The 25,172-nt window shown below is 70.3% G+C and carries 32 protein-coding genes; 24 read left to right on the forward strand and 8 right to left on the reverse strand.

The genetic code is table 11. The annotated features are described in order from the left end of the window. The first annotated feature begins 35 nt into the window (after window positions 1–35). The 12 genes from M8542_RS03175 to aroA all read left to right on the forward strand — a co-directional run bounded on the left by M8542_RS03175 (window position 36) and on the right by aroA (window position 10,145). The gene (locus M8542_RS03175) at window positions 36–473 is read left to right on the forward strand and encodes a Cg1360 family ATP-synthase-associated protein (protein WP_257918433.1); all 438 of its coding nucleotides are present in this window, start codon (window positions 36–38) and stop codon (window positions 471–473) included. A 511-nt stretch (window positions 474–984) separates the two neighbouring features. Continuing rightward, entirely contained in the window at window positions 985–1,770 is a 786-nt protein-coding gene (gene atpB / locus M8542_RS03180; RefSeq protein ID WP_257918434.1) for a F0F1 ATP synthase subunit A, read from the forward strand. Window positions 1,771–1,825: 55 nt separating this feature from the next. Beyond that, the gene (locus M8542_RS03185; protein ID WP_257918435.1) at window positions 1,826–2,083 is read left to right on the forward strand and encodes an ATP synthase subunit C-like protein; all 258 of its coding nucleotides are present in this window, start codon (window positions 1,826–1,828) and stop codon (window positions 2,081–2,083) included. Window positions 2,084–2,113: 30 nt separating this feature from the next. Beyond that, on the forward strand, window positions 2,114–2,674 hold the full coding sequence (locus M8542_RS03190; RefSeq protein WP_257918436.1) for a F0F1 ATP synthase subunit B: 561 nt from the start codon (window positions 2,114–2,116) through the stop codon (window positions 2,672–2,674). A gap of 6 nt (window positions 2,675–2,680) precedes the next feature. After that, a complete protein-coding gene (locus tag M8542_RS03195) occupies window positions 2,681–3,505 on the forward strand; it encodes a F0F1 ATP synthase subunit delta (protein WP_257918437.1) in 825 nt (274 codons plus the stop codon). 57 nt (window positions 3,506–3,562) lie between these two features. Beyond that, entirely contained in the window at window positions 3,563–5,203 is a 1,641-nt protein-coding gene (gene atpA / locus M8542_RS03200; protein ID WP_257918438.1) for a F0F1 ATP synthase subunit alpha, read from the forward strand. 11 nt (window positions 5,204–5,214) lie between these two features. Next, on the forward strand, window positions 5,215–6,156 hold the full coding sequence (locus tag M8542_RS03205) for a F0F1 ATP synthase subunit gamma (RefSeq protein WP_257918439.1): 942 nt from the start codon (window positions 5,215–5,217) through the stop codon (window positions 6,154–6,156). Continuing rightward, window positions 6,156–7,583: a F0F1 ATP synthase subunit beta gene (atpD, locus tag M8542_RS03210; protein WP_086672640.1), complete on the forward strand. Its 1,428-nt coding sequence runs from the start codon at window positions 6,156–6,158 to the stop codon at window positions 7,581–7,583. Before M8542_RS03205 ends, atpD begins: the two co-directional genes overlap by 1 nt. Before the next feature lie 114 nt (window positions 7,584–7,697). Beyond that, a complete protein-coding gene (locus M8542_RS03215; RefSeq protein WP_257918440.1) occupies window positions 7,698–8,063 on the forward strand; it encodes a F0F1 ATP synthase subunit epsilon in 366 nt (121 codons plus the stop codon). 25 nt (window positions 8,064–8,088) lie between these two features. Further along, complete coding sequence (locus M8542_RS03220; protein WP_257918441.1) at window positions 8,089–8,523, forward strand: DUF2550 domain-containing protein; 435 nt, start codon at window positions 8,089–8,091, stop codon at window positions 8,521–8,523. 52 nt (window positions 8,524–8,575) lie between these two features. Then, the gene (locus M8542_RS03225) at window positions 8,576–8,896 is read left to right on the forward strand and encodes a putative quinol monooxygenase (protein ID WP_257918442.1); all 321 of its coding nucleotides are present in this window, start codon (window positions 8,576–8,578) and stop codon (window positions 8,894–8,896) included. A gap of 10 nt (window positions 8,897–8,906) precedes the next feature. Next, a complete protein-coding gene (aroA, locus tag M8542_RS03230; protein WP_257918443.1) occupies window positions 8,907–10,145 on the forward strand; it encodes a 3-phosphoshikimate 1-carboxyvinyltransferase in 1,239 nt (412 codons plus the stop codon). Here aroA and M8542_RS03235 read toward each other — a convergent pair. Continuing rightward, a complete protein-coding gene (locus M8542_RS03235) occupies window positions 10,142–10,717 on the reverse strand; it encodes a cob(I)yrinic acid a,c-diamide adenosyltransferase (RefSeq protein ID WP_257918444.1) in 576 nt (191 codons plus the stop codon). The two genes, aroA and M8542_RS03235, sit on opposite strands and share 4 nt — an antisense overlap. 61 nt (window positions 10,718–10,778) lie before the next feature. On the opposite strand from M8542_RS03235, the gene murA reads away from it, so the two are divergent. Beyond that, the gene (murA, locus tag M8542_RS03240) at window positions 10,779–12,053 is read left to right on the forward strand and encodes a UDP-N-acetylglucosamine 1-carboxyvinyltransferase (RefSeq protein WP_257918445.1); all 1,275 of its coding nucleotides are present in this window, start codon (window positions 10,779–10,781) and stop codon (window positions 12,051–12,053) included. A 1-nt stretch (window position 12,054) separates the two neighbouring features. On the opposite strand, the gene M8542_RS03245 is transcribed toward murA, so the two are convergent. After that, window positions 12,055–12,648, reverse strand: a complete 594-nt coding sequence (locus M8542_RS03245; RefSeq protein ID WP_257918446.1) for a TetR/AcrR family transcriptional regulator — start codon at window positions 12,646–12,648, stop codon at window positions 12,055–12,057. Window positions 12,649–12,742: 94 nt separating this feature from the next. Here M8542_RS03245 and M8542_RS03250 point away from each other — a divergent pair, with 94 nt between their 5' ends. From M8542_RS03250 to M8542_RS03260, 3 genes are read left to right on the forward strand one after another with little or no spacing between them, the layout of a single operon-like run. Next, on the forward strand, window positions 12,743–13,168 hold the full coding sequence (locus tag M8542_RS03250) for a nuclear transport factor 2 family protein (protein WP_372508465.1): 426 nt from the start codon (window positions 12,743–12,745) through the stop codon (window positions 13,166–13,168). Continuing rightward, window positions 13,161–13,979, forward strand: a complete 819-nt coding sequence (locus M8542_RS03255; protein WP_257918447.1) for an NmrA family NAD(P)-binding protein — start codon at window positions 13,161–13,163, stop codon at window positions 13,977–13,979. Before M8542_RS03250 ends, M8542_RS03255 begins: the two co-directional genes overlap by 8 nt. Beyond that, window positions 13,976–15,166 (forward strand): alpha/beta hydrolase family protein, encoded by a 1,191-nt coding sequence (locus M8542_RS03260; RefSeq protein WP_257918448.1) that lies wholly within the window; start codon window positions 13,976–13,978, stop codon window positions 15,164–15,166. Before M8542_RS03255 ends, M8542_RS03260 begins: the two co-directional genes overlap by 4 nt. Here M8542_RS03260 and M8542_RS03265 read toward each other — a convergent pair. The 4 genes from M8542_RS03265 to M8542_RS03280 form a co-directional block, all read right to left on the reverse strand. Continuing rightward, the gene (locus tag M8542_RS03265) at window positions 15,163–15,777 is read right to left on the reverse strand and encodes a LysE family translocator (RefSeq protein ID WP_257918449.1); all 615 of its coding nucleotides are present in this window, start codon (window positions 15,775–15,777) and stop codon (window positions 15,163–15,165) included. The genes M8542_RS03260 and M8542_RS03265 overlap by 4 nt on opposite strands. A 32-nt stretch (window positions 15,778–15,809) precedes the next feature. Continuing rightward, window positions 15,810–16,433 carry a LysE family translocator gene (locus M8542_RS03270; protein ID WP_257918450.1) on the reverse strand — a complete coding sequence of 208 codons (624 nt, stop codon included), beginning with the start codon at window positions 16,431–16,433 and terminating at the stop codon, window positions 15,810–15,812. After that, a complete protein-coding gene (locus tag M8542_RS03275) occupies window positions 16,433–17,056 on the reverse strand; it encodes a LysE family translocator (RefSeq protein ID WP_257918451.1) in 624 nt (207 codons plus the stop codon). The genes M8542_RS03270 and M8542_RS03275 overlap by 1 nt, the downstream gene beginning before the upstream one ends. A 101-nt stretch (window positions 17,057–17,157) precedes the next feature. Then, a complete protein-coding gene (locus M8542_RS03280; RefSeq protein WP_257918452.1) occupies window positions 17,158–17,427 on the reverse strand; it encodes a hypothetical protein in 270 nt (89 codons plus the stop codon). A gap of 71 nt (window positions 17,428–17,498) precedes the next feature. Here M8542_RS03280 and M8542_RS03285 point away from each other — a divergent pair, with 71 nt between their 5' ends. Genes M8542_RS03285 through M8542_RS03300 form a run of 4 tightly spaced genes read left to right on the forward strand, consistent with a single transcriptional unit; the run spans window position 17,499 to window position 21,251 of the window. Next, the gene (locus M8542_RS03285) at window positions 17,499–18,020 is read left to right on the forward strand and encodes a PH domain-containing protein (RefSeq protein ID WP_257918453.1); all 522 of its coding nucleotides are present in this window, start codon (window positions 17,499–17,501) and stop codon (window positions 18,018–18,020) included. A gap of 56 nt (window positions 18,021–18,076) precedes the next feature. After that, window positions 18,077–18,646: a hypothetical protein gene (locus M8542_RS03290; protein ID WP_257918454.1), complete on the forward strand. Its 570-nt coding sequence runs from the start codon at window positions 18,077–18,079 to the stop codon at window positions 18,644–18,646. Beyond that, window positions 18,639–19,187 carry a hypothetical protein gene (locus M8542_RS03295; RefSeq protein WP_257918455.1) on the forward strand — a complete coding sequence of 183 codons (549 nt, stop codon included), beginning with the start codon at window positions 18,639–18,641 and terminating at the stop codon, window positions 19,185–19,187. The genes M8542_RS03290 and M8542_RS03295 overlap by 8 nt, the downstream gene beginning before the upstream one ends. A gap of 48 nt (window positions 19,188–19,235) precedes the next feature. After that, entirely contained in the window at window positions 19,236–21,251 is a 2,016-nt protein-coding gene (locus M8542_RS03300) for an ethylmalonyl-CoA mutase (RefSeq protein WP_257918456.1), read from the forward strand. Here the strand turns inward: M8542_RS03300 and M8542_RS03305 are convergent. Next, entirely contained in the window at window positions 21,244–21,780 is a 537-nt protein-coding gene (locus tag M8542_RS03305) for a cysteine hydrolase family protein (RefSeq protein ID WP_257918457.1), read from the reverse strand. The genes M8542_RS03300 and M8542_RS03305 overlap by 8 nt on opposite strands. Window positions 21,781–21,852: 72 nt before the next feature. On the opposite strand from M8542_RS03305, the gene M8542_RS03310 reads away from it, so the two are divergent. The 4 genes from M8542_RS03310 (at window position 21,853) to M8542_RS03325 (ending at window position 24,622) form a co-directional block, all read left to right on the forward strand. Continuing rightward, window positions 21,853–22,815 (forward strand): GlxA family transcriptional regulator, encoded by a 963-nt coding sequence (locus M8542_RS03310; RefSeq protein ID WP_257918458.1) that lies wholly within the window; start codon window positions 21,853–21,855, stop codon window positions 22,813–22,815. Beyond that, on the forward strand, window positions 22,812–23,585 hold the full coding sequence (locus tag M8542_RS03315; protein WP_257918459.1) for an enoyl-CoA hydratase-related protein: 774 nt from the start codon (window positions 22,812–22,814) through the stop codon (window positions 23,583–23,585). The genes M8542_RS03310 and M8542_RS03315 overlap by 4 nt, the downstream gene beginning before the upstream one ends. Before the next feature lie 75 nt (window positions 23,586–23,660). Further along, window positions 23,661–24,161: a TetR/AcrR family transcriptional regulator gene (locus M8542_RS03320; RefSeq protein ID WP_257918460.1), complete on the forward strand. Its 501-nt coding sequence runs from the start codon at window positions 23,661–23,663 to the stop codon at window positions 24,159–24,161. Then, entirely contained in the window at window positions 24,158–24,622 is a 465-nt protein-coding gene (locus M8542_RS03325; RefSeq protein ID WP_257918461.1) for a DUF2867 domain-containing protein, read from the forward strand. Before M8542_RS03320 ends, M8542_RS03325 begins: the two co-directional genes overlap by 4 nt. Here the strand turns inward: M8542_RS03325 and M8542_RS03330 are convergent. Beyond that, window positions 24,594–25,139, reverse strand: coding sequence for an NUDIX domain-containing protein (locus tag M8542_RS03330; RefSeq protein WP_257918462.1), 546 nt, complete (start codon window positions 25,137–25,139; stop codon window positions 24,594–24,596). The two genes, M8542_RS03325 and M8542_RS03330, sit on opposite strands and share 29 nt — an antisense overlap. Window positions 25,140–25,172 lie beyond the last annotated feature (33 nt).

The raw sequence follows: 25,172 nt of genomic DNA on the forward strand, positions 1-25,172 counted from the left end.
TACACTCGGGAGTCGAACCGAGCAGGGAGCCAGCTGTGAGCGAGACCGAAACCCAGGAAAACCCGCACGCCAAGCCGGTCATCGAGGCCGCACGGGCGATGACGCGGGCTTCGCTGCTGGTGACCACGCCCGCCGTGCTCCTGTGCATCGTGCTCTTCAGCATCCTCAACGGCCTGCACGGCTTCCTCGGCTCGCTCGTCGGCGCCGTGCTGGCGATGCTCGCGTCGCTCTCGACGCTGGGCATGATGCGCTTCAGCGCCGGGCTCGACCCGATGTTCGTCATGGTGGTCGCGCTCACCGGGTACGTCGTGAAGGTCATCGTCCTCTTCGGCGCGCTGACCCTCCTGAAGGGCGTCACCGCCCTGCACCCGATGTCGCTCGGGATCACCATGATCGTCGCCATCCTGGTGGCCGCCGGGGCCGAGTTCGCGGCCTTCCGGAAGACCAAGATCCCGACGATCGTCCCCTCCTGACGCCGCTACCCACGGTGAGCCGAGGTACGGCCGGACGAGTGTGACCGGCGTCACGTCCCGTGGTTCGCGAACGGGGCGCCGGGACCCCTCGGGTGGGCCCGCCTGCACCGATCCGGGACTGGTCCCGACCGGTTCCGGACCTGGGTCCCGGGACCACCCGGGACCTAAGTCCTGGGCTGATCGGTTGGTATGGAGTACGCCTGTACGGCACGGATTGACCTGCTGGTATGGTCCGCGTCAAGGGTGGCGGCCTCGGCCGCACGCTCCCTAAGACGAACCGCGATCAGCAGTGTGGCGACCGTGTAGTTCCGCCTCTTCCGCCGCTGGTCCGAAGTAGACCGCAGGGCAGTGTTCACGCGAGACAACCCCGTGTGCAGAACGTGAAGGCGTGTTCTGCGGACGGTGGGGTAGCCGCCTCCAGCGGCCCGATGCGTATCGGGTACGTTAAGTCCAGATCGTGACGATTCCCCCGGCGGAGTGAACGCCGGCCGGGAGAACCGGAAGGAGCCCAGTGGGCGCGCTGGTTTTGGCCGAGGGCGCGGTGTTCGCGCCGCCCGGCGCCGAAAGCTTCGAGTTGCCGCCGTTGTTCGGCATCGTCACCAAGCCGATGCTGCTCGTCGTGCTTTCGGTTGTGATCATCGCGACGTACTTCCTGCTCGCGACCCGCAAGCTGAAGGTCGTGCCGGGCAAGGGGCAGTTCGTCGCCGAGTCGATCTACGACTTCAGTCGCAACAACATCGCGCGCGAACAGATCGGTAGCAAGGACTTCAAGCGGTTCGTCCCGGTCATCTTCGCGCTGTTCACCTTCATCCTGGTGAACAACCTCTACGGGGTCATTCCCGTCCTGCAGTTCCCGACCATGGCGCGGTTCGGTTTCCCGATCGCCTTGTCGGTCCTCGTGGTCTACCCGGTGTACCACTCCGTCGGCATCCGGCGGCACGGCCTGGGCGGCTACCTCAAGAAGGAGCTCGCCCCGCCCGGTGTGCCGGGCCCGGTGCTCCCGCTCTTCGCGCTGATCGAGTTCGCCGAGAAGTTCTTCCTCAACCCGATCACGCTCGCCATCCGTGTTTTCGCCGCCATGTTCGCGGGTCACCTGATCCTGGCGGTGTTCACCCTCGGCGGCACCTTCCTGCTGACCGAGACGTCGAGCTGGGCGCTGAAGCCGGTTTCGCTGGTGGCGTGGCTGTTCGCCATCGGGTTGACCTTCCTCGAGGCCTTCATCCAGGTGTTGCAGGCCTACATCTTCGCCCTGCTGTCGGCCGGGTACATCGGCGCCGCGCTGGCGTCGGAGCACTGAGAACACAAGCCCCCGATCCACGCGAGCGCGTGGACCGAAGTGAAGGGAAATGCACGTGAGCAACATCGTTCTGGCCCAGGCCGCGGAGCAGGCCGTCAACATCAACCCCGGTCTCGCCGCCATCGGTTACGGCCTGGGCGCGATCGGCCCGGGCATCGGTGTGGGTCTGATCTTCGCCGCCGTCATCAACGGCACCGCGCGTCAGCCGGAGGCGCAGAGCAAGCTCCAGGGCATCGGTTACGCCACCTTCGTGCTTACCGAGGTGCTCGCCCTGATCGGCATCGTCATCTACTTCATCGCCTCCGCCGCCTGAGTCCTCGGCTCATCGCTTTAAGGAGACGCCGTGCTGAACAGTGCTTTGGTCCTCGCCGCAGAGGGTGAAACGCACAACCCGATCATTCCCGAAATCTCGGAAGTGATCCTCGGCATCGTCGCCTTCCTCATCCTGCTGTTCATCCTCAAGAAGTACGTCGTCCCTCGCTTCGAGGCCGCGTACGAAGAGCGTGCGCAGAAGATCGAGGGTGGCATCGAGAAGGCCGAGAAGGCCCAGGCCGAGGCGGAAGAGGCCCTGGCCAAGTACCGGGCCCAGCTGGCCGAAGCCCGGTCCGAAGCCGCGAAGATCCGCGACGACGCCCGGCTCGAAGCCGAGCAGATCAAGGCGGAGCTGCGGGCCGACGCCGAAGCCGAGTCCCAGCGGATCGTCGCCCAGGGCCAGGCTCAGCTGCAGGCCCAGAAGGCGCAGATCATCGCCGAGCTGCGGGCCGACATGGGCCGCAACGCCGTGGAGCTGGCCAGCCGCATCGTCGGTGAGTCGCTCGAAGACGAGGCGCGCCGTCGTGGCACCGTCGACCGGTTCCTCGCGGAGCTGGACACCGCCGGTGCCTCCAACGGAGCGGGGAAGTAACCAGAGATGACGCTGCATGCTGCGAGCCGTGAAGCGCTCGGCCTCGCCGAGGAACGCCTCGGCGAGGTTCTGGCCGACGCGGGAGCCGACGCGGCCACGGTCGGCGACGAGCTGCTCTCGGTCGTCGACCTGCTGGACCGGGAAATCGGCCTGCGCCGGGCGGTGAGCGACGCCTCGACGACGCCGGAGGCGCGCACCGCGCTGGTGCGCCGGCTGTTCGAGGGCAAGCTCTCCGAACCGGCCCTGAAGGTGCTCGACTCCGTGGCGGGCAGCCGCTGGTCCAGCCCCCGTGAGCTGACCGACGGGCTCGAGTCGGTCGGTCGCTCGGCGCTGCTCACCGCGGCCGAGAAGACCGGGAACGTCGACACCGTCGAGGCCCAGCTCTTCCAGGTCGCCCGGGTCGTGGCCAACCACCCCGAGCTCGAGACCGCGCTGTCGGACCTGACCGGTCCCGCCGACGCCAAGCGCACCCTGGTGCGCGGGCTGTTCGCCGACAAGGTGGACGTGGTCACCGAGACCCTCGTCGAGCAGGTCGTGCGCCGGGCCAAGGGCCGCGGCGTCGGCGTCGGGCTCGACCACCTGGTCAAGCTGGCCGCGGAACGCCGTCAGCGGTCGGTCGCCTACGTGACCAGCGCGAACGTTCTGTCCGACGAGCAGACCGCCCAGCTGGCGGCGAAGCTCAACGACATCTACGGGCGGCCGATCGCGCTGCACGTCGAGGTCGACCCGCAGCTCGGCGGCGGGCTCGTCGTCCGCGTCGGCGACGAGGTCATCGACGGGAGCGCGGCAGGTCAGCTGGCCGCGTTGCGCAGGCGGCTGGCCCGGGCATAGCCCCAGGTCACACAAGACTTTGCATACTGGCAAGAACGAAGCGAGAGCGGGAAAGACATGGCCGAGCTGACGATCTCCTCGGATGAGATCCGTAGCGCGATCGAGAACTACGTCTCGAGTTACGCCCCGGACGTGAGCCGGGAAGAAGTTGGCATCGTGGTGGACGCCGGTGACGGCATCGCCCACGTCGAGGGCCTGCCCTCGGCCATGGCCAACGAGCTGCTCGAGTTCCCCGGCGGCGTCCTCGGCGTCGCGCTGAACCTGGACGCGCGTTCCATCGGTGCCGCGATCCTCGGTGACTTCGAAAGCATCGAAGAGGGCCAGCAGGTCAAGCGCACCGGCCAGGTCCTGTCGGTGCCGGTCGGCGACGGCTACCTCGGCCGCGTCGTGAACCCGCTGGGCCAGGCGATCGACGGCCTCGGCGACATCGAGACCTCCGACCGCCGCGCGCTGGAGCTCAAGGCCGCTTCGGTGGTCGAGCGCCAGCCGGTTTCGGAGCCGCTGCAGACCGGCATCACCGCCATCGACGCGATGACGCCGATCGGCCGCGGCCAGCGCCAGCTGATCATCGGTGACCGCAAGACGGGCAAGACCGCCGTCGCCGTGGACACGATCATCAACCAGAAGGCCAACTGGGAGACCGGCGACCCGAAGAAGCAGGTTCGCTGCATCTACGTCGCGGTCGGCCAGAAGGGCTCCACGATCGCCGCCGTGAAGAAGTCCCTCGAGGACGCCGGCGCGCTGGAGTACACCACCATCGTCGCGGCCCCCGCGTCCGACTCCGCCGGCTTCAAGTGGATCGCGCCGTACACCGGCTCGGCCATCGGCCAGCACTGGATGTACGAGGGCAAGCACGTCCTCATCGTGTTCGACGACCTGACCAAGCAGGCCGACGCCTACCGCGCGATCTCGCTGCTGCTGCGCCGCCCGCCGGGCCGTGAAGCCTTCCCGGGCGACGTCTTCTACTTGCACTCCCGTCTCCTCGAGCGCTGCGCGAAGCTCTCGGACGAGCTGGGCGCCGGCTCGCTGACCGGGCTGCCGATCATCGAGACGAAGGCCAACGACGTGTCGGCCTACATCCCGACGAACGTCATCTCGATCACCGACGGCCAGTGCTTCTTCCAGTCGGACCTGTTCAACGCAGGCCAGCGCCCGGCCATCGACGTGGGCATCTCGGTGTCCCGCGTGGGTGGCGCCGCGCAGGTCAAGGCGATGAAGGACGTCGCGGGCTCGCTCCGGATCGACCTGTCGCAGTACCGCGAGCTGGAGGCCTTCGCGGCCTTCGCCTCGGACCTCGACGACGCGTCGAAGGCGCAGCTCGAGCGCGGTGCCCGGCTGTACGAGGTGCTCAAGCAGCCGCAGTACTCGCCGATCCCGGTCGAGGAGCAGGTCCTCACGGTGTACCTGGGCACGAACGGGCACTACGACTCGGTCCCGACCGAGGACGTGCGCCGGTTCAACCACGAGTTCATCGACTCGGCCCGCCGCAAGCACGCCGACCTGATCAAGGGCATCCGCGAGTCGGGCAAGTTCCCGCAGGAGACCCGCGAAGCCGTCGTCGACGCGGTGAACGAGTTCAAGAAGGAGTTCACCACCTCCGAGGGCAAGGCCCTGGTCGAGGCGGACGCCGACGCGATGGACGCCGACAAGGTCGGGCACGAGACCGTCAAGGTCAACAAGCCCGCCCCGAAGAAGTGAGCTGATAGCTCATGGCCGCACAACTCCGGGAACTCCGGTCGCGCATCAAGGCGACCAAGTCGATCGGCAAGATCACCAAGGCGATGGAGCTCATCGCCACCGCGCGCATCACCAAGGCGCGGGCGAAGGTCGCCGCTTCCCGGCCGTACGCGGACGAGATCACCAAGGTGCTCTCGGCGCTGGCCGGTGCGGCGGCCAACCTCGACCACCCCATGCTGGTCGAGCGCCCGAACCCGACGCGGGCCGCCGTCCTGGTCGTGACCAGTGACAAGGGTCAGTGCGGTGGCTACAACTCCAACGTGCTGCGCGCGACCGAAGAGCTGCTCGCCCTCCTCCGTGACGAGGGCAAGGAGCCCGAGGTCTACGTCACCGGCAACAAGGGCCTGAACTACTACCGGTTCCGCGACCGCCCGGTCGTGGACAGCTGGACGGGCTTCTCCGACCAGCCCGGGTACACCGACGCGGTCGCCGCCGGTGACGCCCTGGTGGAGTCGTTCATGCTCGGCGCGGACGACGCGCACGGCAACGCCGACGGCATCACGGGTGTCGACGAGATCCACATCGTCTACACCGAGTTCGTGTCGATGCTGACCCAGCGGCCGGTCGCCAAGCGCGTCGCGCCGCTCGAGGTCGAGTACACCGACGGCGAGGAGGAGAAGCCCGCGGGTGAGCTCCTCCCCAGCTACGAGTTCGAGCCGAGTGCCGACAAGCTGCTGGACGCGCTCCTGCCGAAGTACATCAACACGCGGCTCTACGCGGCGTTCCTCGAGTCCGCGGCGTCCGAGCTGGCCGCCCGCCGGACCGCGATGAAGGCCGCGTCGGACAACGCGAACGAACTGGTGGGCAACCTGACGCGGGAGATGAACCAGGCCCGCCAGGCGCAGATCACCCAGGAGATCTCCGAAATCGTCGGTGGCGCGAACGCGCTCACCGCAGCAGGAAGTGATGATTGATGACCAGTACTGAAGCCCCGCGCGCCAAGGGGCGCATCGTGTCGGTGACCGGTCCGGTCGTCGACGTCGAGTTCCCGCGCGGTTCCGTGCCCGACCAGTTCAACGCGCTCAAGGTCGAGATCGAGTTCGAGCAGCTGCGCAAGACCGTGACGCTCGAGGTCGCCTCCCACCTGGGTGACAACCTCGTCCGCACCATTTCGCTCCAGCCGCAGGACGGCCTGGTCCGGGGCGCCGAGGTCACCGACACCGGCAAGCCGATCACCGTCCCGGTGGGCGACAAGGTCAAGGGTCACGTCTACAACGCGCTCGGCGAGTGCCTCGACGAGCCCGGCTACGGCGACGACCTCGAGCGCTGGGGCATCCACCGCAGCGCGCCGTCCTTCGACCAGCTCGAAGGCAAGACGGAGATGCTGGAGACCGGCCTCAAGGTCGTCGACCTGCTGACCCCGTACGTCCAGGGCGGCAAGATCGGCCTGTTCGGCGGTGCCGGCGTCGGCAAGACGGTGCTCATCAAGGAGATGATCACCCGCGTCGCCCGGAACTTCGGTGGCACCTCGGTGTTCGCCGGCGTCGGCGAGCGCACCCGTGAGGGCAACGACCTCTTCCTGGAGATGTCCGAGGACGGCGTCATCAACGACACCGCCCTCATCTTCGGCCAGATGGACGAGCCGCCGGGCACCCGCATGCGCGTCGCGCTGTCCGCGCTGACCATGGCGGAGTACTTCCGCGACGTCCAGAACCAGGACGTGCTGCTGTTCATCGACAACATCTTCCGGTTCACCCAGGCCGGCTCGGAGGTGTCGACCCTGCTGGGCCGCATGCCGTCGGCCGTGGGTTACCAGCCGACGCTGGCCGACGAGATGGGGCAGCTGCAGGAGCGGATCACCTCGACCCGAGGCCGTTCGATCACCTCGATGCAGGCGATCTACGTCCCCGCGGACGACTACACCGACCCGGCCCCGGCCGCGACGTTCGCCCACCTGGACGCCACCACCGAGCTCTCCCGGTCGGTGTTCCAGAAGGGCATCTTCCCGGCGGTGGACCCGCTGGCGTCGACGTCGACGATCCTCGACCCGGCCATCGTCGGTGAGGACCACTACCGCGTGGCCTCCGAGGTCATCCGGATCCTGCAGAAGTACAAGGAGCTGCAGGACATCATCGCGATCCTCGGTATGGACGAGCTCTCGGAAGAGGACAAGCTGACCGTTCAGCGCGCGCGCCGCATCGAGCGGTTCCTGTCGCAGAACATGCTGGTCGCCGAGGCGTTCACGCAGATCCCGGGCTCGACGGTGCCGCTGTCGGAGACCATCGAGTCGTTCGACCGCATCACCAAGGGTGACTTCGACCACTACCCGGAGCAGGCGTTCCTGGGTATCGGTGGCCTCGAAGACCTCGAGAAGAAGTACAAGGAAATCACCAAGAAGTGATGTCCTGACGACGGCGGGGGCAGTGTCCATTGTGGACTCGCGCCCCCGCCGTTCTCATAGCTCCAGACAGACCTATTACACTCGGGAGTAACACCCCGAGCTAAGGAGTGCTACGTGGCTGAGATGTCCGTGGAGCTGGTGGCCGTCGAGCGCCGTCTCTGGTCGGGTACCGCCACATTCGTGGTGGCCCAGACCACCGAGGGCGAGATCGGCATCATGGCCGGCCACGAACCCGTGCTCGGGCAGCTCGTCGAGGGTGGCGTGGTCAAGGTGACGACCACCGACGGTGAGACGGTCTGCGCGGCCGTCCACGGCGGGTTCCTCTCCGTGACCGGCACCGGGGTGAGCGTCCTCGCCGAGAGCGCCGAACTGTCCGACGAGATCGACGTCGACGCGGCGAAGGCGGCACTGAGCGCCGACGACGAGACCGAGCGGGCAAGGGCCTCGGCCCAGCTCCGCGCGGCAGGTCAGTCGGCCTGAGCGGGAGACGGGCAGGAGCCGGGCCGTGAAGATCACCGTGGTGGTAGTCGGGCTCCTGATCGTGCTCGCCGTGCTGGTCGCCTGGTACGGCCAGCGGTGGATCCGGATGCGCCGCGGTGGCGGCGTGAGTGTCGCGCTGCGGTGGCGTCCGGACGCCGCGCGGTCCAGCTGGCACCTGGGGCTGGGCCGCTACGAGGGTGACGAGTTCGTCTGGTACCGGGTGTGGAGCCTGCGCACCGGGCCGGACCGCGTCTTCCAGCGCGAAAGCATGCAGATCGCCGACCGCCGTGACCCGTCCGGCAGCGAGGCGTACGCGGTGCCCGAGGGCTCGACGGTGCTGCGCTGCGAGTCCGAGACCCAGGAGGCGATCGAGATCGCCATGGGGCCAGGCGCGCTCACCGGGTTTCTCTCCTGGCTCGAATCCGCCCCACCCGGGCGACGCCTCCCGCGCGCCTCTTGAATGTCTCAAACTGGGACAGCCACGCCCGCTGATCTGGCCTACGGTTGAGCGCATGATCTTCATCGTGGTCAAGTTCCCGGTCAAGCCGGAGCACGCGGAAAACTGGCCGGACATCGTCGCGGACTACACCAAGAACACCCGTGCCGAAGCGGGCAACCGGTTCTTCGAATGGTCCCGCAGCCTCGAGGACAAGAACACCTACGTGCTGGTCGAGGGCTTCGAGGGCCAGGACGCCGCGGTCGCGCACGTCGGGTCCGACCACTTCAAGTGGGCCGTCGCCAACCTGGGTGCCTACATCAGCGACCACCCGCAGATCATCAACGTCCAGGACGCCTCCGACTGGGGCCCGATGGCCGAGATCCAGCCCCACTAAACTGGGGTCCGTGACCCTCGTCGAGATCCCCGGCTCCAAGTCTGTCACCGCCCGCGGCCTGTTCCTGGCCGCCGCCGCGCACGGCACCACGACCCTCGGCCGTCCCCTGCATTCGGACGACACCGAGGGCTTTGCCGAGGGGCTCGTCAAGCTGGGTTACCGCGTCGACCGGCAGCCGGGCGCGTGGACCATCGAGGGCCGCCCGGCCGGTCCCGGCGTCGCCGAAGCCGACGTCTTCTGCCGCGACGGCGCCACGACGGCCCGGTTCCTGCCCGCGCTGGCCGCGGCCGGCGCCGGGACGTTCCACTTCGACGCCTCCGACCAGATGCGCCGCCGCCCGCTCGGCCCGCTGACCGACGCCCTGGCCGAGCTGGGCGTCGACCTGACCTTCCACGGCGAGCCGGGCCACCACCCGCTGACCGTCCGCGCGAACGGCGTCAAGGGCGGCTCGCTGACGCTGGACGCGGGGCTGTCGTCGCAGTTCCTGACGGCGTTGCTGCTGGTCGGGCCGCTGACCGCGGAAGGCCTGCGGATCACGGTGACCGACCTGGTGTCGGTGCCGTACGTCGAGATCACGTTGGAGATGATGCGGCGCTTCGGCGTCGACGTCCGGCGCGAGGGCAAGACGTTCGTCGTCCCGCCGCAGCCGTACCAGGCCTGCGACTACCCGGTGGAGCCCGACGCGTCGACGGCGAGCTACTTCCTGGCCGCGGCGGCCGTCACCGGCCGCACGGTGACGATCCCCGGCCTCGGCTCGTCGGCCCTGCAGGGCGATGTGCGCTTCGCCGACGTGCTGCGTGAGATGGGCGCGCACGTCGAGCTGGCCGAGGACTCGGTGACGGTCGCGGGCCCGTCGGACGGCCTGCGCGGCGTCACGGTGAACATGCGCGACATCTCCGACACCGTCCCGACGCTGGCCGCGATCGCACCGTTCGCGTCCGGGCCGGTGCGCATCGAGGACGTCTACAACACGCGCATCAAGGAGTGCGACCGCCTCGACGCGTGCGAGGAGAACCTGCTCGCGCTCGGCATCGAGGTCGAGACGGGCCGGGACTGGATCGAGATCCAGCCGGGCACGCCCACCGGCGCGGAGGTCAAGTGCCGCCGCGACCACCGGATCGCGATGGCGTTCAGCATCACCGGCCTGCTGACCGAGGGCATCACGCTGGACGATCCGGACTGCGTGAAGAAGACGTTCCCGGGCTTCCACCAGGCCCTGCGGTCGCTGCGGGAGAGCTGGGGGATCTAGGCGGGCTGCCCGCCCGGCTGCCACAGCACGTCACCCTCGGGGTTCGCCAGCCGGGCGAGGATGAACAGCAGGTCCGAGAGCCGGTTGAGGTACTTCACCGCGACCGGGTTCGTCGTCTCCGGCTCGGCTTCGTGCAGCGCCCACGCGCTGCGCTCCGCCCGCCGCGACACCGTGCGCGCCTGGTGCAGGAACGCCGCGCCCGGCGTGCCGCCCGGCAGGATGAACGACGTCAGCTTCGGCAGGCGCTCGTTGAACTCGTCGCACCAGCCTTCGAGCCGTTCGACGTACTTCTCCGTGATCCGCAGCGGCGGGTACGGCGGGTCGTCGGAGATCGGCAGGCAGAGGTCCGCGCCGACGTCGAAGAGATCGTTCTGCACCGTACGCAGCACGTCCGCGATTTCGCCGGGGAGACCGCCCATCGCGATCGCCAGGCCCAGCACCGAGTTGGCTTCGTCGGTGTCGGCGTACGCGCCCAGGCGCGGGGACGTCTTGGGCACGCGGGACCCGTCGCCGAGCGCGGTCGTGCCGCTGTCGCCGACCTTCGTGTAGACGCGGTTGATGCGAACGACCATGAACCCACCATAGCGGCCCCCGCCCGGGCCGAATCCGGGCGAGAGGGCATGATTGGCGGCCATGAGCGAGCACTTCGACGTGCATGGCGGAGCCCGGCTGGTCGGCGAGGTCGACGTGGTCGGCGCCAAGAACAGCGTGCTGAAGCTGATGGCCGCGGCCCTCCTCGCGGAAGGCACGACGACCATCACGAACTGCCCGCAGATCCTCGACGTCCCGCTGATGGGCGACGTGCTGCGGAGCGTCGGCTGCGAGGTCGTCATCGAGGGCGACACCGCCACCATCACCACCCCGGCCGAGCTGTCGCACCGCGCGGACTCGGCGGCGATGGGCAAGCTGCGCGCGTCCGTCTGCGTGCTGGGCCCGCTGGTCGGCCGGCTGAAGCAGGCCGTCGTGGCGCTGCCGGGCGGCGACGCGATCGGCTCGCGCCCGCTGGACATGCACCAGAACGGCCTGCGCAAGCTGGGCGCGACGAGCACGATCGAGCACGGCTGCGTCGTCGCGAAGGCCGAGACGCTGGTCGGCGCGCAGATCTGGCTGGACTTCCCGAGCGTCGGCGCGACCGAGAACATCCTGATGGCGGCCGTGCTGGCCGAGGGCACCACGGTCATCGACAACTGCGCGCGCGAGCCCGAGATCGTCGACATCTGCACGATGCTCACCGAGATGGGCGCGAAGATCGACGGCGCCGGCACGTCGACGTTGACCGTGCACGGCGTGGAGCAGCTGCACCCGACCACCCACAGCGTCATCGGCGACCGGATCGTGGGCGCGACCTGGGCGTTCGCGGCGTCGATGACCCGTGGCGACGTCACCGTGCGCGGGGTCAACCCGCACCACCTCGACCTGGTGCTGAACAAGCTGCAGCTGGCCGGCGCGGACGTCGAGACGTTCGGCGACAAGGGCTTCCGCGTGGTCCAGCCCGAGCGCCCCAAGGCGGTCGACTGGGTGACGCTGCCCTACCCCGGCTTCGCGACCGACCTCCAGCCGTTCGCGGTCGCGCTCTCGGCGGTGTCCGAAGGCACGTCGATGATCACGGAGAACGTCTACGAGGCGCGGTTCCGGTTCATCGAGGAGATGATCCGCCTGTCGGGCGACGCACGCACGGACGGCCACCACGCGGTGGTCCGCGGCGTCTCCCGGCTGTCCAGCGCCCCGGTCTGGGCGTCCGACATCCGCGCCGGCGCGGGGCTGGTGCTGGCCGGGCTGTGCGCGGACGGCGTCACCGAGGTCTGGGACGTCTTCCACATCGACCGCGGCTACCCGCACTTCGTCGAGAACCTGAACCGCCTGGGCGCCCGCATCGAGCGGGTCAGCGGCGAGCCCGACCGGACGTGAATCACCCGCCCTGCGCGCTGAGCGCGCGCAGGGCGTAGGCCACCAGCCGCTCGACGTAGTCCGGCTCCGCTTCGGCGCGGCGGACCACGAGGCGCCAGTAGATCGGCGCCGCCAGCACGTCGAGCGCCATTTCCATGTCCAGGTCCTCGGGCAGCTCGCCGCGTGTGATCGCGCGGCGCAGCATCGCTTCGCCGACCTCGCGCCGCGGCCCGCCGATGTTCTCGCGCGTGTCGCGCCCGTGGTCCGGGTTGCGCGCGTCCTCCGCGACCAGGTCCGGCAGGATCCGCGAGAACAGCGGGTGCGTCAGCCAGTCGATCAGTGACTGCATCGTCTGGCGCAGGTCACCGCGCAGTGAGCCGGTGTCCGCCTCCGCCGCGCGCGTCACGCTGAACTCCGTGACCACCGCCGCGATCATCTCGTCCTTCGACCGCCACCGCCGGTAGAGCGCGCTTTTGCCGACGCCGGCGCGTTTCGCGACGGCCTCCATCGACAGCCGCCCGTAGCCCTGCTCGGCGAGCTCGTGGAGGACGGCGTCGGTGATCGCCTGCGTGACCTCGGGCTGGAGGACCGCGGCGCCGGTCGGGGTGCGTGCCATGGACAGCAGTGTAGCGGGTGGACGGAACGGTACCGTCCCGTCTATATTGACGTCGGGACGGCACCGTCTCGTCCAAACGTTCAAGGAGGCTCCGATGGAGCTGCGAGACCTCGTCGATCACGGGATCGACCTGCTGCTGAAGCACGACATGGCCGGGTTCGCCGGGCTGTGGGCCACCGACGGCGTCCTCGAGTTCCCCTTCGCCGGCCCGGGCTACCCGAAGCGCGTCGAGGGGCGCGAAGCGATCACCGAATACCTGCGCGACTACCCGAACCTGCTGGACATCCGGGAGGTCGTCGCGAAGACCGTGCACGAGACGACCGACCCGGCCGTGGTCGTCGCCGAGTTCACGGTCGCCGGGGTCGTGGTGGCTTCGGGGAAGCCGTACGAGCTCTCCTACGTCGCGGTGATCACCGGCGGGAACGGCGAGATCCGGCACTACCGCGACTACTGGAGCCCACTCGCCGCGGCGGAGATCCTGGGTGGCGTCGAAGAGCTGACGGCGGCTTTCGGTGGCTGACGTCCTGGTCCTCGGCGGCACCGGCACCACCGGGAGCCGCGTGGTCGCGGGCCTGCGCGACGCGGGATTCGCGGCACGCGCGGCCACGCGCAAGCCCGGCGAGCCCGGTCAGGTCCGGTTCGACTGGGCCGACCGCGCATCCCATGGCGACGCAGTACGCAATGTATCCGCTGTATACATTGTCGCCCCGATCGGCGAGGCCGAGCCGGCCGGGCTGGTGTCGCCGTTCCTCGCCGACGCGCTGGCGGCGGGTGTCCGCCGGTTCGTCCTGCTCAGCTCGTCGGCCGTCACGGCGGACACGCCCGGGCTCGGCGAGCTGCAACGGCTCGTGCGCGCCGCGCCGGAGTGGGCCGTGCTGAAGCCGTCGTGGTTCATGCAGAACTTCACCGGCGAGCACCTGGTCGCCCAGGGGGTGCGGGACGGCGAGATCGTCACGGCCACCGGCGACGCGCGGATCGCGTTCGTCGACGCCGGCGACATCGCGGCGGTCGCCGTCCGCGCGCTGACCGATCCCGAACCGCACAACACCGAACACGTCCTGACCGGTCCCTCGGCCGTGAGCTACGCCGAAGCCGCGTCGATCATCGCCGCGCACACCGGGCGCCCGGTGCGGCACCGCGCGGTGAGCACCGCGGACTTCGCGGCCCGCGTGGCCGCGTCGGGGGTTCCGGCGGAGTTCGCCGCGGTGCTCGCCGCGCTCGACGAGGACATCCGCCGCGGCACCGAAGACCGCGTCACCCCGGCCGTCGAGCAGCTCACCGGCCGGCCCGCCCGCTCGTTCACCACGTTCGTCGAGGAGGAAATCCGATGAAGCAGATCATGTTCACCGAGGACCCGCAGTTCTGGTTCGAGACCCTGCGCCTGTTCGGCCACGCGTCCTACGGCGGCTCGGACTTCGGCGAGGTCGTCGCGGCGGCGTCGACGGTGACGCCGGGCGACTACGACAGCTGGCACGACGCCTACCGCGCGATGGCGGACCGGCTCTACGCCGAGGCGGCCGACGCCGGCCCGGTCACGGCGCGGGACCTGCTGCTGCGCGCGTCGACGTACTACTTCTCGTCGGAGTTCTTCCTGCACGGCGACCCGGCGGACCCGCGGATCGCGTCGGCGTACGACCGCAGTGTCGAGTGCTTCCGGCGTGCGGGCGTCGCCGAGCCGGTCGAAATCCCGTACGGGGGAACGGTTCTGCGCGGTTACTTCTACCGCGCGCCGGGCGCGGGCCCGAAGCCGCTGCTGATCATGCACAACGGGTTCGACGGCAGCGCCGAGGAATGCCACTACATGGGCGCGGCGGCCGGCGCCGAGCACGGCTACCACGTGCTGACGTTCGACGGCCCCGGCCAGCCGAGCGCGATCCGGCACGACGAGCTCGTGTTCCGCCCGGACTGGGAGCACGTCGTCACCCCGGTGGTCGACTTCGCGCTCGGCCTCGACGGCGTCGACAGTTCGCGGATCGCGCTGCTGGGCGTGAGCCTCGGCGGCATGCTGGCTCCGCGCGCGGCGGCGTTCGAGCCCCGGCTGGCGGCCGTCGTCGCGGTCGACGGTGTCTACGACGCCGGCGCCGCGGTGACCGGCGCCCTGCCGTGGGACCGCACGGAAATCGTCCGCCGCGCGAACGCCCCGGAGGACCCGGAGTTCGACGCCTTGCTGGCGGCGGGCCGCGAGGCGAACTCGACGTTGCGCTGGGCGTGCGACCACGGCCGCTACGTCCTGGGCGCGGCGACCGACCGCGAGTTCGTCGCGAAGTACCTCGAGTACACGCTGGAGGGCGGCGTCGCGGAGAAGATCACGTGCCCGACGCTGGTCTGCGAAGCGGCGGACGACCTGTTCTTCGCCGGCGAGACGGAGACCGAGCCGCGCCGGCTGTACGACCACCTGAACGCCCCGAAGACGCTGCTGACCTTCACGGCGGAGGAAGGCGCGGACGCGCACTGCCACGTCGGAGCCCAGCGCCTGGCGGCCGGCCGGATCTACGACTGGCTGGACCGCACGCTCTAGCCTTCGACCACCAACGCCGCGCCGAACCCGAGCAGGGCGGCGCCGGTGACGCCGTCCATCGTCCGGCGGACCCGGCGCCGCCGCAGCCAGTGGCGGATCCGGTGCACGCCGGCGACGATGACGAGCTGCCAGAGCGTGGCGAGGACCCCGACGGTACCGGCGAGCAGCAGGGATTCCGCGAGCGTCGAGTCCGGCGTGAGGAACTGCGGGAGCATCGAGAGGTAGAAGACGAGGACCTTCGGGTTAGTGAGGTTGCCGAGGAAGCCTTCGCGCCACCGGCGGCCGCCGGTGGGTGCGGCCCGCTCGAGGGCGCGGTAGTTCCCGCGCCACGCGGCGACGAGGGCTTTGCCCCCGAGGTAGCCGAGGTACGCGGCGCCGGCCCACTTCAGGGCGAGGAAAACGGGCTCGGACCGCACGACGAGGGCACTGAGCCCCAGCGCGGCGGCGACGCCTTGGACGAGGTTCCCGGAGCCGATGCCCAGCGCGGTCAGCACCCCGCCCCGCCGGCCGCCGGCGAGCGAGTTCTTGAGCACGAGGGCCGTGTCCGGTCCCGGCACGATCAGCACGAGCACGACGAAGAGCACGTACGCGCCATAGGTTCCCCAGGTCATGACGCCAGGTTAGGCCGGGAGCGGCGGCGGTCTCAGCCTTCGAGAGCCAGCGCCGCGCCGAAACCCACCAACGCCATCCCCGTCGCGCCGTCCATGGCCCGCCGGACCCGGCGGCGCTGCAGCCAGCCCCGCACGCGGCGCACGAACAGCAGTAACAGCACCTGCCACACCACCCCGAGCGCCGCCACCGTGTACGCCAGCAGCAGCGAATCGCCGAACGTCGACGCCGGGGTCAAGAACTGGGGCAGCACCGACAGGTACAGCACGATCACCTTGGGATTGGTGATGTTGGAGAGGAAGCCTTCGCGGAACCGCCGCCCGTGGGAGCCGCGCGCCTGGCGAACGCCGTCCAACGCTTCGTAGTCCCCGCGCCAAGCTCCCCGCAACGCCTGGAAACCCAGGAACACCAGGTAAGCCGCGCCGAGCCACTTCACCGTGAGGAACAACGGCTGGTATCGCGTGATCACCGCGCCCAGCCCGAACGCCACCGCGGTGCCCTGGAGGAAGTTCGCGACGCTGATGCCCGCGCACGCCCAGCCGCCGCCGCGGGCGCCGCCGGTCAGGGCGTTCTTCAGGACCACCATCGTGTCCGGGCCCGGCATCATCGCCAGGAACCCCATCATCCCGGCGAACGCCGCGTACGTGCTCCACGTCATCAGGACTCCAGGGCCAACGCCGCGCCGAAGCCGAGCAGGGCCGTGCCCGTGACGCCGTCGAGGGTGCGGCGGACGCGGCGGCGGCCCAGCCACGCCCGGACCCGGTGCACGAACAGCAGCAGCACCAGCAGCCACGCCCCGCCCAGGACCGCGACCGTGTACGCCAGCACCAGCGAGTCGCCGAGCGTGGAGGCCGGGGTGAGGAACTGCGGCAGCACCGACAGGTACAGCACCAGCACCTTCGGGTTCGTGATGTTCGAGAGGAACCCCTCGCGGAACCGGCGGAACCCGCCGCCGCGGCGGCGCTGGGCCTGCTCGACGACGTCGTAGTTGCCGCGGAACGCCCCGCGCAGTGCCTGGAACCCGAGGAACACGAGGTACGCCGCGCCGACCCACTTCAGCGCCAGGAACACCGGCTGCGACTTCGCGATGAGCACGCCCAGCCCGAGCGCCGCGGCGCTGCCCTGCACCGCGTTGCCCGCGAAGATGCCGAGCGACGCGAGCAGCCCGCCGCGGAACCCGCCGGAGAGCGCGTTCTTCAGCATCACCATCGTGTCCGGTCCCGGCGCCAGCACGATCAGCACCACGATGACCAGGTAACTCCCGTACACACTCCACGTCACGGCTGCCCACGCTAACCGACGGATATCGGTCCGGTCTCGCGGATTTCCGTCACACCGTTCGCCGCGTGGCTCGTGGCCGTGCACCGAGGGGAACTCGCCCTTCAGGACGGCGAAAACCTGCTCTGGCGGAACACGGCCGTCCTGGTGTCGCTGACGTTCGGCTGGGTCGTCGCGATCGTCGTGTTCGTGGCGCTCGGGCAGTCGACCCCGGCCGCGGTGCTCGCGGTGGCCGGCATCGCGTCGGCGGGCTGGTCCGAGTACTCGCGGCGGCGGCAGGCCGACCTCGTCGAGTGCTTCGTGACCGACCGGCGGATCGTCGTCCACAGCGACGAGGAGGGGCGGTCCCACGCTCCGCGCGATCGATCACGCACAGAGGGTGTTCGAGCACGTGCAGCGCGCTCGGGGCTCGGCGGAGGGCACCCCCGCGGAGTAGTGTTCGGCCATGTCAGCAGGGGAAATCGATCTTCTACCCGGTGAGCGCGTGCTCTGGGCGGGAGAGCCGGTCCAGCGTCCGCTCTACGTCGCCGCCGACGGGGTGATCGCCCCTGCCGGACTCGTCCTCGCCGTCGCCGCGCTCTGGTTCCTGCTCACGACCGAACCCGCCGGGCCCGCGATGGCCGCCGCCGTCGTGGTTCTCGTGATCGGCCTCTACGGCGCCGTCGGCCGCGAAGCCGTCCGCTACCTCGCGCTCGGGCGCACGACGTACGCCGTGACCGACAGCCGGGTCATCGCGCGCACGGGGCTGTTCCGCCAGAAGGAACGCGCCAGCGAGCTGGCCGGCCTGTCGGCGCCGGTGCTCAAGCCCGGGCCGTCGCGCACCGGCACCCTCACCTTCGCGGAGTCCGGCTCGGTGACGCTGATGGGCGTCGGCGAGCCGAAGCGCGTCCGCGACCTGCTCACCAAGGCCATCGACGAGGCGAAGGCCCGTCAGGCACCTCCGGAGCCGGACACTTCGGCCGCTTAGGCAACCACCCGGCTCCACCACGCGTGTCCCCTTTGTCCACATGGGGGAGCGGAGGCGTGTTGGACCTGCCGACGAATGTCCTGATGCCGGGTGAGCGGGTGCTGTGGTCGGGACGGCCACGCCGGCACCCCCTGCGTTTCGAAGAATGGTTCATCCTGGGCGTGCTCGGGGTGTGGACGGCGCTGCTGTGCGTGCTGTTCGCCGCGACGCTCGCCCGGCAGAACCCGATGGTGTACTTCCTGCCGGTGCTGCTCGTGTTCAGCCTGCTGCCCGCCGCTGCGCTGCTCCTGGGACGCCAGCGGATGGCGCGCTCGACCACCTACTTCGTCACCACCCTGCGGGTGCTGGCGGTGCACGAACGGCCGTGGCGCCGGGTGCGGTGGGACTACCTGGCGCTGGTGCCGGTCCCGTCCCTGCGCGAGGGCCGGGAGGGAACCGGCACGTTGTCCTTCGGCTGGCCCGATCCGGCGGCGCGCGTCATGGCGGTGTTCTCCCGGCCACTGCCGGGAACGCCGCCGTCGGACGGCTCGCTGTCCCCGCGGCGCGTGGAGTTCCGCGGCATCCCCGACGCCGGTCAGGTGCGCGAGCTGATCGCCGAGGCCCAAGGCCGGCCCCTCGATGCTTGACCTGCTGCCGGGCGAACAGCTGCGCTGGTCCGGCGCGCCCGCTCGCCCCAAGCTCACCTACGGCGAGTGGTCTCTCGTCATCTGGGGGACGGTTTTCGAGCTGATCGGCCTGCCGATCGCGCTGACCCCGGCAAGCCCCGGGTGGACGATCATCTTCCCGATGGTGGGCCTGCTCTGGTTCACGACGCTGGTCGTCACCCGGCTGGTCCGGCGTTCGACGAGCTACCGCGTGACCAGCCGGCGCCTGCTGGTCGCGCGCACCTGGCCGTGGCGCCGCGAGCGCGCCCACTACCTGGGCGCGCTCGGGCGCCCACTGCTCGTCCCCGGCCCGCGTCACCTCGACACGATCGTCTTCAGCGAGGTCGCGGCGATGATCCACCGTCGGCGCGAGCGATTCCGCTGGGCGCTCCACGCGCGCGTGCTGACCAGGTTCGTCCCGTGCCTCGAACTCCTCCCGGACGCCGAGCGCGTCGCCGGCCTCATCGCCGACTCGCGGGCCCGCCAGACCACCCGGACGTGTTCGATTCCACTGCCACCGTAAGTTACCGGCCGGTACACTCGACGAAACGTCCACCGCCGGAGGTGCCCAGTGCCGTACCCATCCGACCACGAGCGGGATCGCCCCTGGGTGATGCGTACGTACGCGGGGCACTCCTCCGCGGCCGCGTCGAACGAGCTCTACCGGCGCAACCTCGCCAAGGGGCAGACCGGTCTCTCGGTCGCCTTCGACCTGCCCACCCAGACCGGCTACGACCCGGACCACCAGCTCTCGCGCGGTGAGGTCGGCAAGGTCGGCGTGCCGGTGTCACACATCGGGGACATGCGCCGGCTCTTCGACGGCATCCCGCTCGCGGAAGCCAACACGTCGATGACGATCAACGCGCCGGCCATGTGGCTGCTCGCGCTGTACGTCTCCGTGGCGCGCGAGCAGGCCGAAGCCGAAGGCCGGGACGTCGACGAGGTGCTGGCGAAGCTCGCCGGCACCACGCAGAACGACATCATCAAGGAGTACCTGTCCCGCGGGACCTACATCTTCCCGCCGGGGCCGAGCCTGCGGCTGATCACCGACATGATCGCGTGGACCGTGCACCACGTGCCGAAGTGGAACCCGATCAACATCTGCAGCTACCACCTGCAGGAAGCCGGGGCGACGCCGACGCAGGAAGTCGCGTACGCGCTGTGCACCGCGATCGCCGTGCTCGACGCCGTCCGCGACTCCGGGCAGGTGGACCAGGCCGACATGGCCAAGGTCGTCGCGCGGATCTCGTTCTTCGTCAACGCCGGTGTGCGGTTCGTCGAGGAGATGTCCAAGATGCGCGCGTTCACCGCGCTCTGGGACGAAATCACGCGGGACCGGTACGGCGTGACGGATCCGAAGGCGCGCCGCCTGCGCTACGGCGTCCAGGTGAACTCGCTCGGCCTCACCGAAGCCCAGCCCGAGAACAACGTCCAGCGGATCGTGCTGGAGATGCTCGCGGTGTCGCTCTCCCGCGGCGCGCGCGCCCGCGCGATCCAGCTGCCGGCCTGGAACGAGGCGCTCGGCCTGCCCCGGCCGTGGGACCAGCAGTGGGCTCTGCGCATGCAGCAGGTGCTCGCCTTCGAGACGGACTTGCTCGAGTACGAGGACATCTTCGACGGCTCGCACGTCATCCAGGCCAAGGTCGACGAGATCATGTCCGGCGCGCGCGAGGAGATCGCCCGAGTGCAGGATCTCGGCGGCGCGGTCGCCGCGGTCGAGAGCGGCTACATGAAGTCGCAGCTCGTCGCGTCGCTGGCCGAGTACCGCCGCGGGATGGAGAACGGCGAGCGGATCCTGGTTGGCGTCAACAAGTTCGACACGACCGAGCCGTCGCCACTGCAGGCCGAGGGCGCGAAGGCGATCGAGACGATCGACCCCGCCGTCGAGAAGGCCGCCGTCTCCGCGATCGAGGAGTGGCGGACCCAGCGCGACAGCGATGCCGTCGAGCGGGCGCTGGCCACGCTCAAGGAGCGCGCGGGCACCACGGAAAACCTGTTCGAGGCCACTGTGGACTGTGCGCGGGCCGGCGTGACCACCGGCGAGTGGTCCGGCGCGCTGCGCGAGGTGTTCGGCGAATACCGGGCGCCCACCGGGGTTTCCGCCGCCCCTGGTGGTGGTGGCGACCCGCAGATCGAGCGCGTCCGGGAGCTCGTCCGCGCCACCGAAGCGGAACTCGGCGAACGGCTGCGGATCCTCGTCGGCAAGCCGGGCCTCGACGGGCACTCCAACGGCGCCGAGCAGGTCGCCGTCCGGGCGCGCGACGTCGGCTTCGAGGTCGTCTACCAGGGCATCCGGCTCACGCCCGAACAGATCGTCGCGGCCGCGGTGCAGGAGGGCGTGCACGTCGTCGGGCTTTCGGTGCTCTCCGGCTCGCACCTCGAGGTCGTCCCGCACGTCGTCGACGGCCTGCGCGCGGCGGGCGCCGGGGACGTCCCGGTGATCGTCGGCGGGATCATCCCGCCCGACGACGCCGCGCTGCTGACCGAGCGCGGCATCGCGCGGGTGTTCACGCCCAAGGACTACGAGCTGACCGACATCATGGCCGGCATCGTCGCGCTGGTCCGGGAGCGCAACGGGCTCAGCTGAGCCCGGCCAGGATGTCCTTCGTGGACTTCACGGTGGCGAACTGGTTGGCCAGGTTCGCCGCCGTGACGCGGTACAGCTCGTCGGCGGTCACCTCCGGCAGGTCGAAGGTGAACGTCGCGTCGAGGGCGAAAGTCACGTCGTAGCCGAGGTTTCCGCCCATCCGCGCGGTGGTTTCGCAGCAGAAGTTTGTCTGGATGCCGGCCACGACGAAGCTCGTGATGCCGCGCTTGCGCAGCCACGCGTCGAGGTCGACATCGCCGAGGAACGCCGAGTTGACCTGCTTGCCGAAGACCAGATCCGGGCGTGCGCCGTCGAGTTCGGGCTTGAAGTCGTTGCCCGGCTGTCCCGGCCGCAGCGGCGAGTCCGGTTTCGTGGAGTCGTGGTGCACGAGCACGACCGGCAGCCGCCGCTCCTGCCACGCGTCGAGCAGTGCCTTCATGTTCGCTTCGGCGCCGGGGTTGTTGCGCGGGCCCCAGTGGTCCGGGTCGTCGAACCCGCGCTGGACGTCGATCAGGATGAGTGCCGTCATGGTCTCGAGTTTCGCGCGCGTGCGGGGTCTCGGGGGAGTGGCAGAAGACGCGCGATGCGATACTTTTCTGCCATGCGCACCATCGGCGTTCTGCTCCTGCCGGGCACCCGGATGTTCGACCTCGCGGTGATCGGCGAGGTCTGGGCCCAGGACCGCACCGACAGCGGGATCGGCCCGTTCACGGTCCGGTTGTGCAGTGCGGGCCGGGTGCGCACACCCGTGTCGCCGTTCGGGGACGTCGCGGCGACGCACGGGCTCACCGGGCTCGACGGCTGCGACCTCGTGCTGGCGCCGGGCCGCGACGACCCCCTGGCCGCGGTGCCCCCGGCGGCGGTGACCGCGCTGCGGCGGGCGCACCGGGACGGCCGGACCGTCGCCGGGTTGTGCTCCGGCGCGTTCACCCTCGCCGCCGCCGGGCTGCTCGACGGCCGCCCGGCGACCACGCACTGGCGCGACCTCGACGCGCTCGCCCGCGTCGCGCCGCTGGCGGACCTGCGGCGCGACGTGCTCTACACCGACGACGGCGGCGTCCTGACGTCGGCGGGCGTCGTCGGCGGCCTCGACCTGTGCCTGCACCTGGTGCGGCGCGACCACGGCGCGGACGTCGCCGCCGCGCTCGCCCGCCGCCTGGTGATGCCGCCGGTGCGGGAGGGCGGGCAGCGCCAGTACGTCGACACCCCGGTGCCGCCGGCGGCCGCGCAGCCCGGCATGGCGTCCACAATGGACTGGGCGCTGGCCCGGTTGGGCGACGACATCGGCGTCGAAGACCTGGTCGGGCACGCCCGGATGAGCGAGCGGACCTTCCACCGCGAGTTCGCCGCGGCCACCGGCAGCACGCCGGGACGGTGGCTGCGCGTGCAGCGCGTCCGGCTGGCGCAACGGCTGCTGGAGACGACGGAGCTGCCGGTCGAGCGCGTCGCGCAGCGCTCCGGCCTGGGCACGGCCGCGAACCTGCGCCGCCGGATGCACGCCGAAGTCGGCGTCGGGCCGGACAGCTATCGGCGCACGTTCCGAAGAGTTACCGTCGAGGCATGACCGAGTACGAGCACATCCTGGTCAAGCGCGACGGCGACACCGTCACGATCACCATGAACCGCGCGGCGCGGCGCAACTCGCTGTCCGCGGACCACCTGGCCGAGCTGCTCGCCGCGTTCCACGAGGCGGGGACGTCCGACGCGACCGGCATCGTGCTGGCCGGCGCCGGGCCGGTGTTCTCCGCCGGGCACGACTTCGGTGACGTCGCCGCGCGGGACCTGATGGGCGTGCGCGAGCTGCTGACGCTCTGCACCGACCTGATGAAGACCATGCAGTCGGTGCCGCAGGTCGTCGTCGCGCGGGTGCACGGCCTGGCCACGGCGGCGGGCTGCCAGCTGGTGGCGTCGTGCGACCTCGCCGTCGCGGCCGAGTCCGCGGGCTTCGCCCTGCCCGGCGGCAAGGGTGGCTGGTTCTGCCACACCCCGGCGGTCCCGGTGGCACGCTCGATCGGCCGCAAGCGGCTGATGGAGCTGGCGCTGACCGGCGACGTCGTCGACGCGCCCACCGCGCTCGACTGGGGCCTGGTCAACCGCGTCGTCCCGGACGAGCAGCTCGACGACGCCGTCGCGGAGCTGCTGGGCCGGGCCACGCGCGGCAGCCGGGCCAGCAAGACGATGGGCAAGGTCACGCTGTACGCCCAGCTCGACCGGCCCGAGGCCGACGCGTACGCGATCGCGCTGGAGGTCATGGCCTCGGCGTCGCAGCTGCCCGGCGCCCGCGAGGGCATGGCGGCCTTCCTGGAGAAGCGCAAGCCCTCCTGGCCCGACTGAGGCGGCACTTTCCTAGGGAAAGTTCCGCTTTGCGCTGCCCGCTCGCCATACCATACCGTATGGTACGGTCGAGGCATGGCGGGCAAGCGGGACTGGTTGGACGCGGGGTTGGCGCTGCTGGCGGAGCAGGGTGCGCCGGCGGTGACGATCGAGCGGCTGGCCGACGGGCTCGGCCTGTCGAAGGGCTCCTTCTACCACCACTTCAAGGGCATGACCGGCTTCCGCACGGCCCTGCTGGAGCACTTCGAAGCCGAACGCACGACACGGTTCGTCGAGCAGGCCGAAGCGGCGGGCGGTGATCGGCTGGACGCGCTGCTGAAGCTCGTCCTCGCGCCGGGACGGTGGCTGGAGCTGGAGATCGCCGTGCGGGCGTGGGCCCTGCAGGACGCCGAAGCGCGGGCGGTCCAGGAGCGCGTCGACCGGACCCGGCTGGCCTACCTGACCGAGATCAGCGGCGACGCCGACCTGGCGCTGGCGTTGTTCCTGGTCGTCGTCGGCGCGGGGCAGGTGCTGCCGCCGCCGTCCGGCCGGCAGCTCAAGAACGCGTTGGAACTCGTACTGGGGAGAAGGAAATGACCGAGCCGTTCGCCGAAGGCGCCGACTACGTCGAATTCAAGGAGATCGAAAGCGAGAACAGCCTGCGTGAGTTCGTCGCGGGCATGTTCAGCTGGTCGCCGGCCTGGATGAAGGCCCTGTTCGGCGTCCGCGTCCTGCTCGCGAAGGCGCTGCGGCTGCGGACGGCGGCCGTCCCGCGCTTCGGCAAGCTTCGGCCGGACGACGTCGGGTTCGCGCCCGGCGACCGGGTCGCGTTCTTCACCGTCCGGGCCGGTGAGCCGGAGCGGTACCTCGTCCTCGGCATCGACGACAACCACCTGAACGGCTACCTGACGGTCGAAGCGGTGCCCCGGGGTTTCCGGCTCGGCACGATCGTGCACTTCCACAACCGCGTCGGGCGGGCCTACCTCGCGCTGATCAAGCCGTTCCACCACCTGGGGATAAGAAGCATGCTCAGGGCCGGTGCCGCTCGAGGAGCATGAGCTGCGCCCACGCGGCGATCGACTGCGCGTCGGTGATGTCGCCGGCCAGGATCATCTTCTCGACGTCCGCGCGGGGGAACCAGGCACTGCGCATGTCCTGCTCCTCCTGCTCGCGCTCGGGCTCGCCCTCGGTGAGCTCGGTCGCGAGGAACACCCAGCCGCGCTGGCTGCTCATCCCGGCGGCGACGTCGAGCCGGCCGAGCGCGACCATCGAACCGGCGCTCAGCCCGGTTTCCTCGCGCAGCTCGCGGGCGGCGAGCTCGGCGGGCGGCAGCTCTTCGCGGTCGGGCGCGGTGCCCTGCGGGAACTCCCAGCGCCGTTCGCCGAGCGGATAGCGGAACTGCTCGACCAACCGGAACCGGTCGCCGTCCTGGGCGATGACGAGCGCGTACGGCGGCTTGTCGATCACGCCGAAGATGCCGGCCGAGCCGTCAGGGCGGCGGATGTCGTCCTCCCGCACGGTCATCCAGTTGTTCCGGTACACCTCGCGGGACGCGACACGCTGAATGGGGTCCACCCGTCCAGTATCCCCAACCTGTCCTACCCTCCT

Source organism: Amycolatopsis iheyensis (genome assembly GCF_024703995.1).
Classification (GTDB): Bacteria; Actinomycetota; Actinomycetes; order Mycobacteriales; family Pseudonocardiaceae; genus Amycolatopsis; species Amycolatopsis iheyensis.

Bases quoted from the DNA above. Each gene is read 5' to 3' on its own strand.
- M8542_RS03225 (WP_257918442.1), top strand. From the start codon at position 8,576: ATGATCTTCATCGTGGTCAAGTTCCCGGTCAAGCCGGAGCACGCGGAA.
- M8542_RS03295 (WP_257918455.1), top strand. From the start codon at position 18,639: ATGCTTGACCTGCTGCCGGGCGAACAGCTGCGCTGGTCCGGCGCGCCC.
- M8542_RS03270 (WP_257918450.1), bottom strand. From the start codon at position 16,433: ATGACGTGGAGCACGTACGCGGCGTTCGCCGGGATGATGGGGTTCCTG.
- M8542_RS03195 (WP_257918437.1), top strand. From the start codon at position 2,681: ATGACGCTGCATGCTGCGAGCCGTGAAGCGCTCGGCCTCGCCGAGGAA.
- M8542_RS03325 (WP_257918461.1), top strand. From the start codon at position 24,158: ATGACCGAGCCGTTCGCCGAAGGCGCCGACTACGTCGAATTCAAGGAG.
- M8542_RS03315 (WP_257918459.1), top strand. From the start codon at position 22,812: ATGACCGAGTACGAGCACATCCTGGTCAAGCGCGACGGCGACACCGTC.
- M8542_RS03310 (WP_257918458.1), top strand. From the start codon at position 21,853: ATGCGCACCATCGGCGTTCTGCTCCTGCCGGGCACCCGGATGTTCGAC.
- M8542_RS03245 (WP_257918446.1), bottom strand. From the start codon at position 12,648: ATGGCACGCACCCCGACCGGCGCCGCGGTCCTCCAGCCCGAGGTCACG.
- M8542_RS03285 (WP_257918453.1), top strand. From the start codon at position 17,499: ATGTCAGCAGGGGAAATCGATCTTCTACCCGGTGAGCGCGTGCTCTGG.
- murA (WP_257918445.1), top strand. From the start codon at position 10,779: ATGAGCGAGCACTTCGACGTGCATGGCGGAGCCCGGCTGGTCGGCGAG.
- M8542_RS03250 (WP_372508465.1), top strand. From the start codon at position 12,743: ATGGAGCTGCGAGACCTCGTCGATCACGGGATCGACCTGCTGCTGAAG.
- atpA (WP_257918438.1), top strand. From the start codon at position 3,563: ATGGCCGAGCTGACGATCTCCTCGGATGAGATCCGTAGCGCGATCGAG.
- M8542_RS03320 (WP_257918460.1), top strand. From the start codon at position 23,661: ATGGCGGGCAAGCGGGACTGGTTGGACGCGGGGTTGGCGCTGCTGGCG.
- M8542_RS03260 (WP_257918448.1), top strand. From the start codon at position 13,976: ATGAAGCAGATCATGTTCACCGAGGACCCGCAGTTCTGGTTCGAGACC.
- M8542_RS03235 (WP_257918444.1), bottom strand. From the start codon at position 10,717: ATGGTCGTTCGCATCAACCGCGTCTACACGAAGGTCGGCGACAGCGGC.
- M8542_RS03305 (WP_257918457.1), bottom strand. From the start codon at position 21,780: ATGACGGCACTCATCCTGATCGACGTCCAGCGCGGGTTCGACGACCCG.
- atpD (WP_086672640.1), top strand. From the start codon at position 6,156: ATGACCAGTACTGAAGCCCCGCGCGCCAAGGGGCGCATCGTGTCGGTG.
- M8542_RS03205 (WP_257918439.1), top strand. From the start codon at position 5,215: ATGGCCGCACAACTCCGGGAACTCCGGTCGCGCATCAAGGCGACCAAG.
- M8542_RS03265 (WP_257918449.1), bottom strand. From the start codon at position 15,777: ATGACCTGGGGAACCTATGGCGCGTACGTGCTCTTCGTCGTGCTCGTG.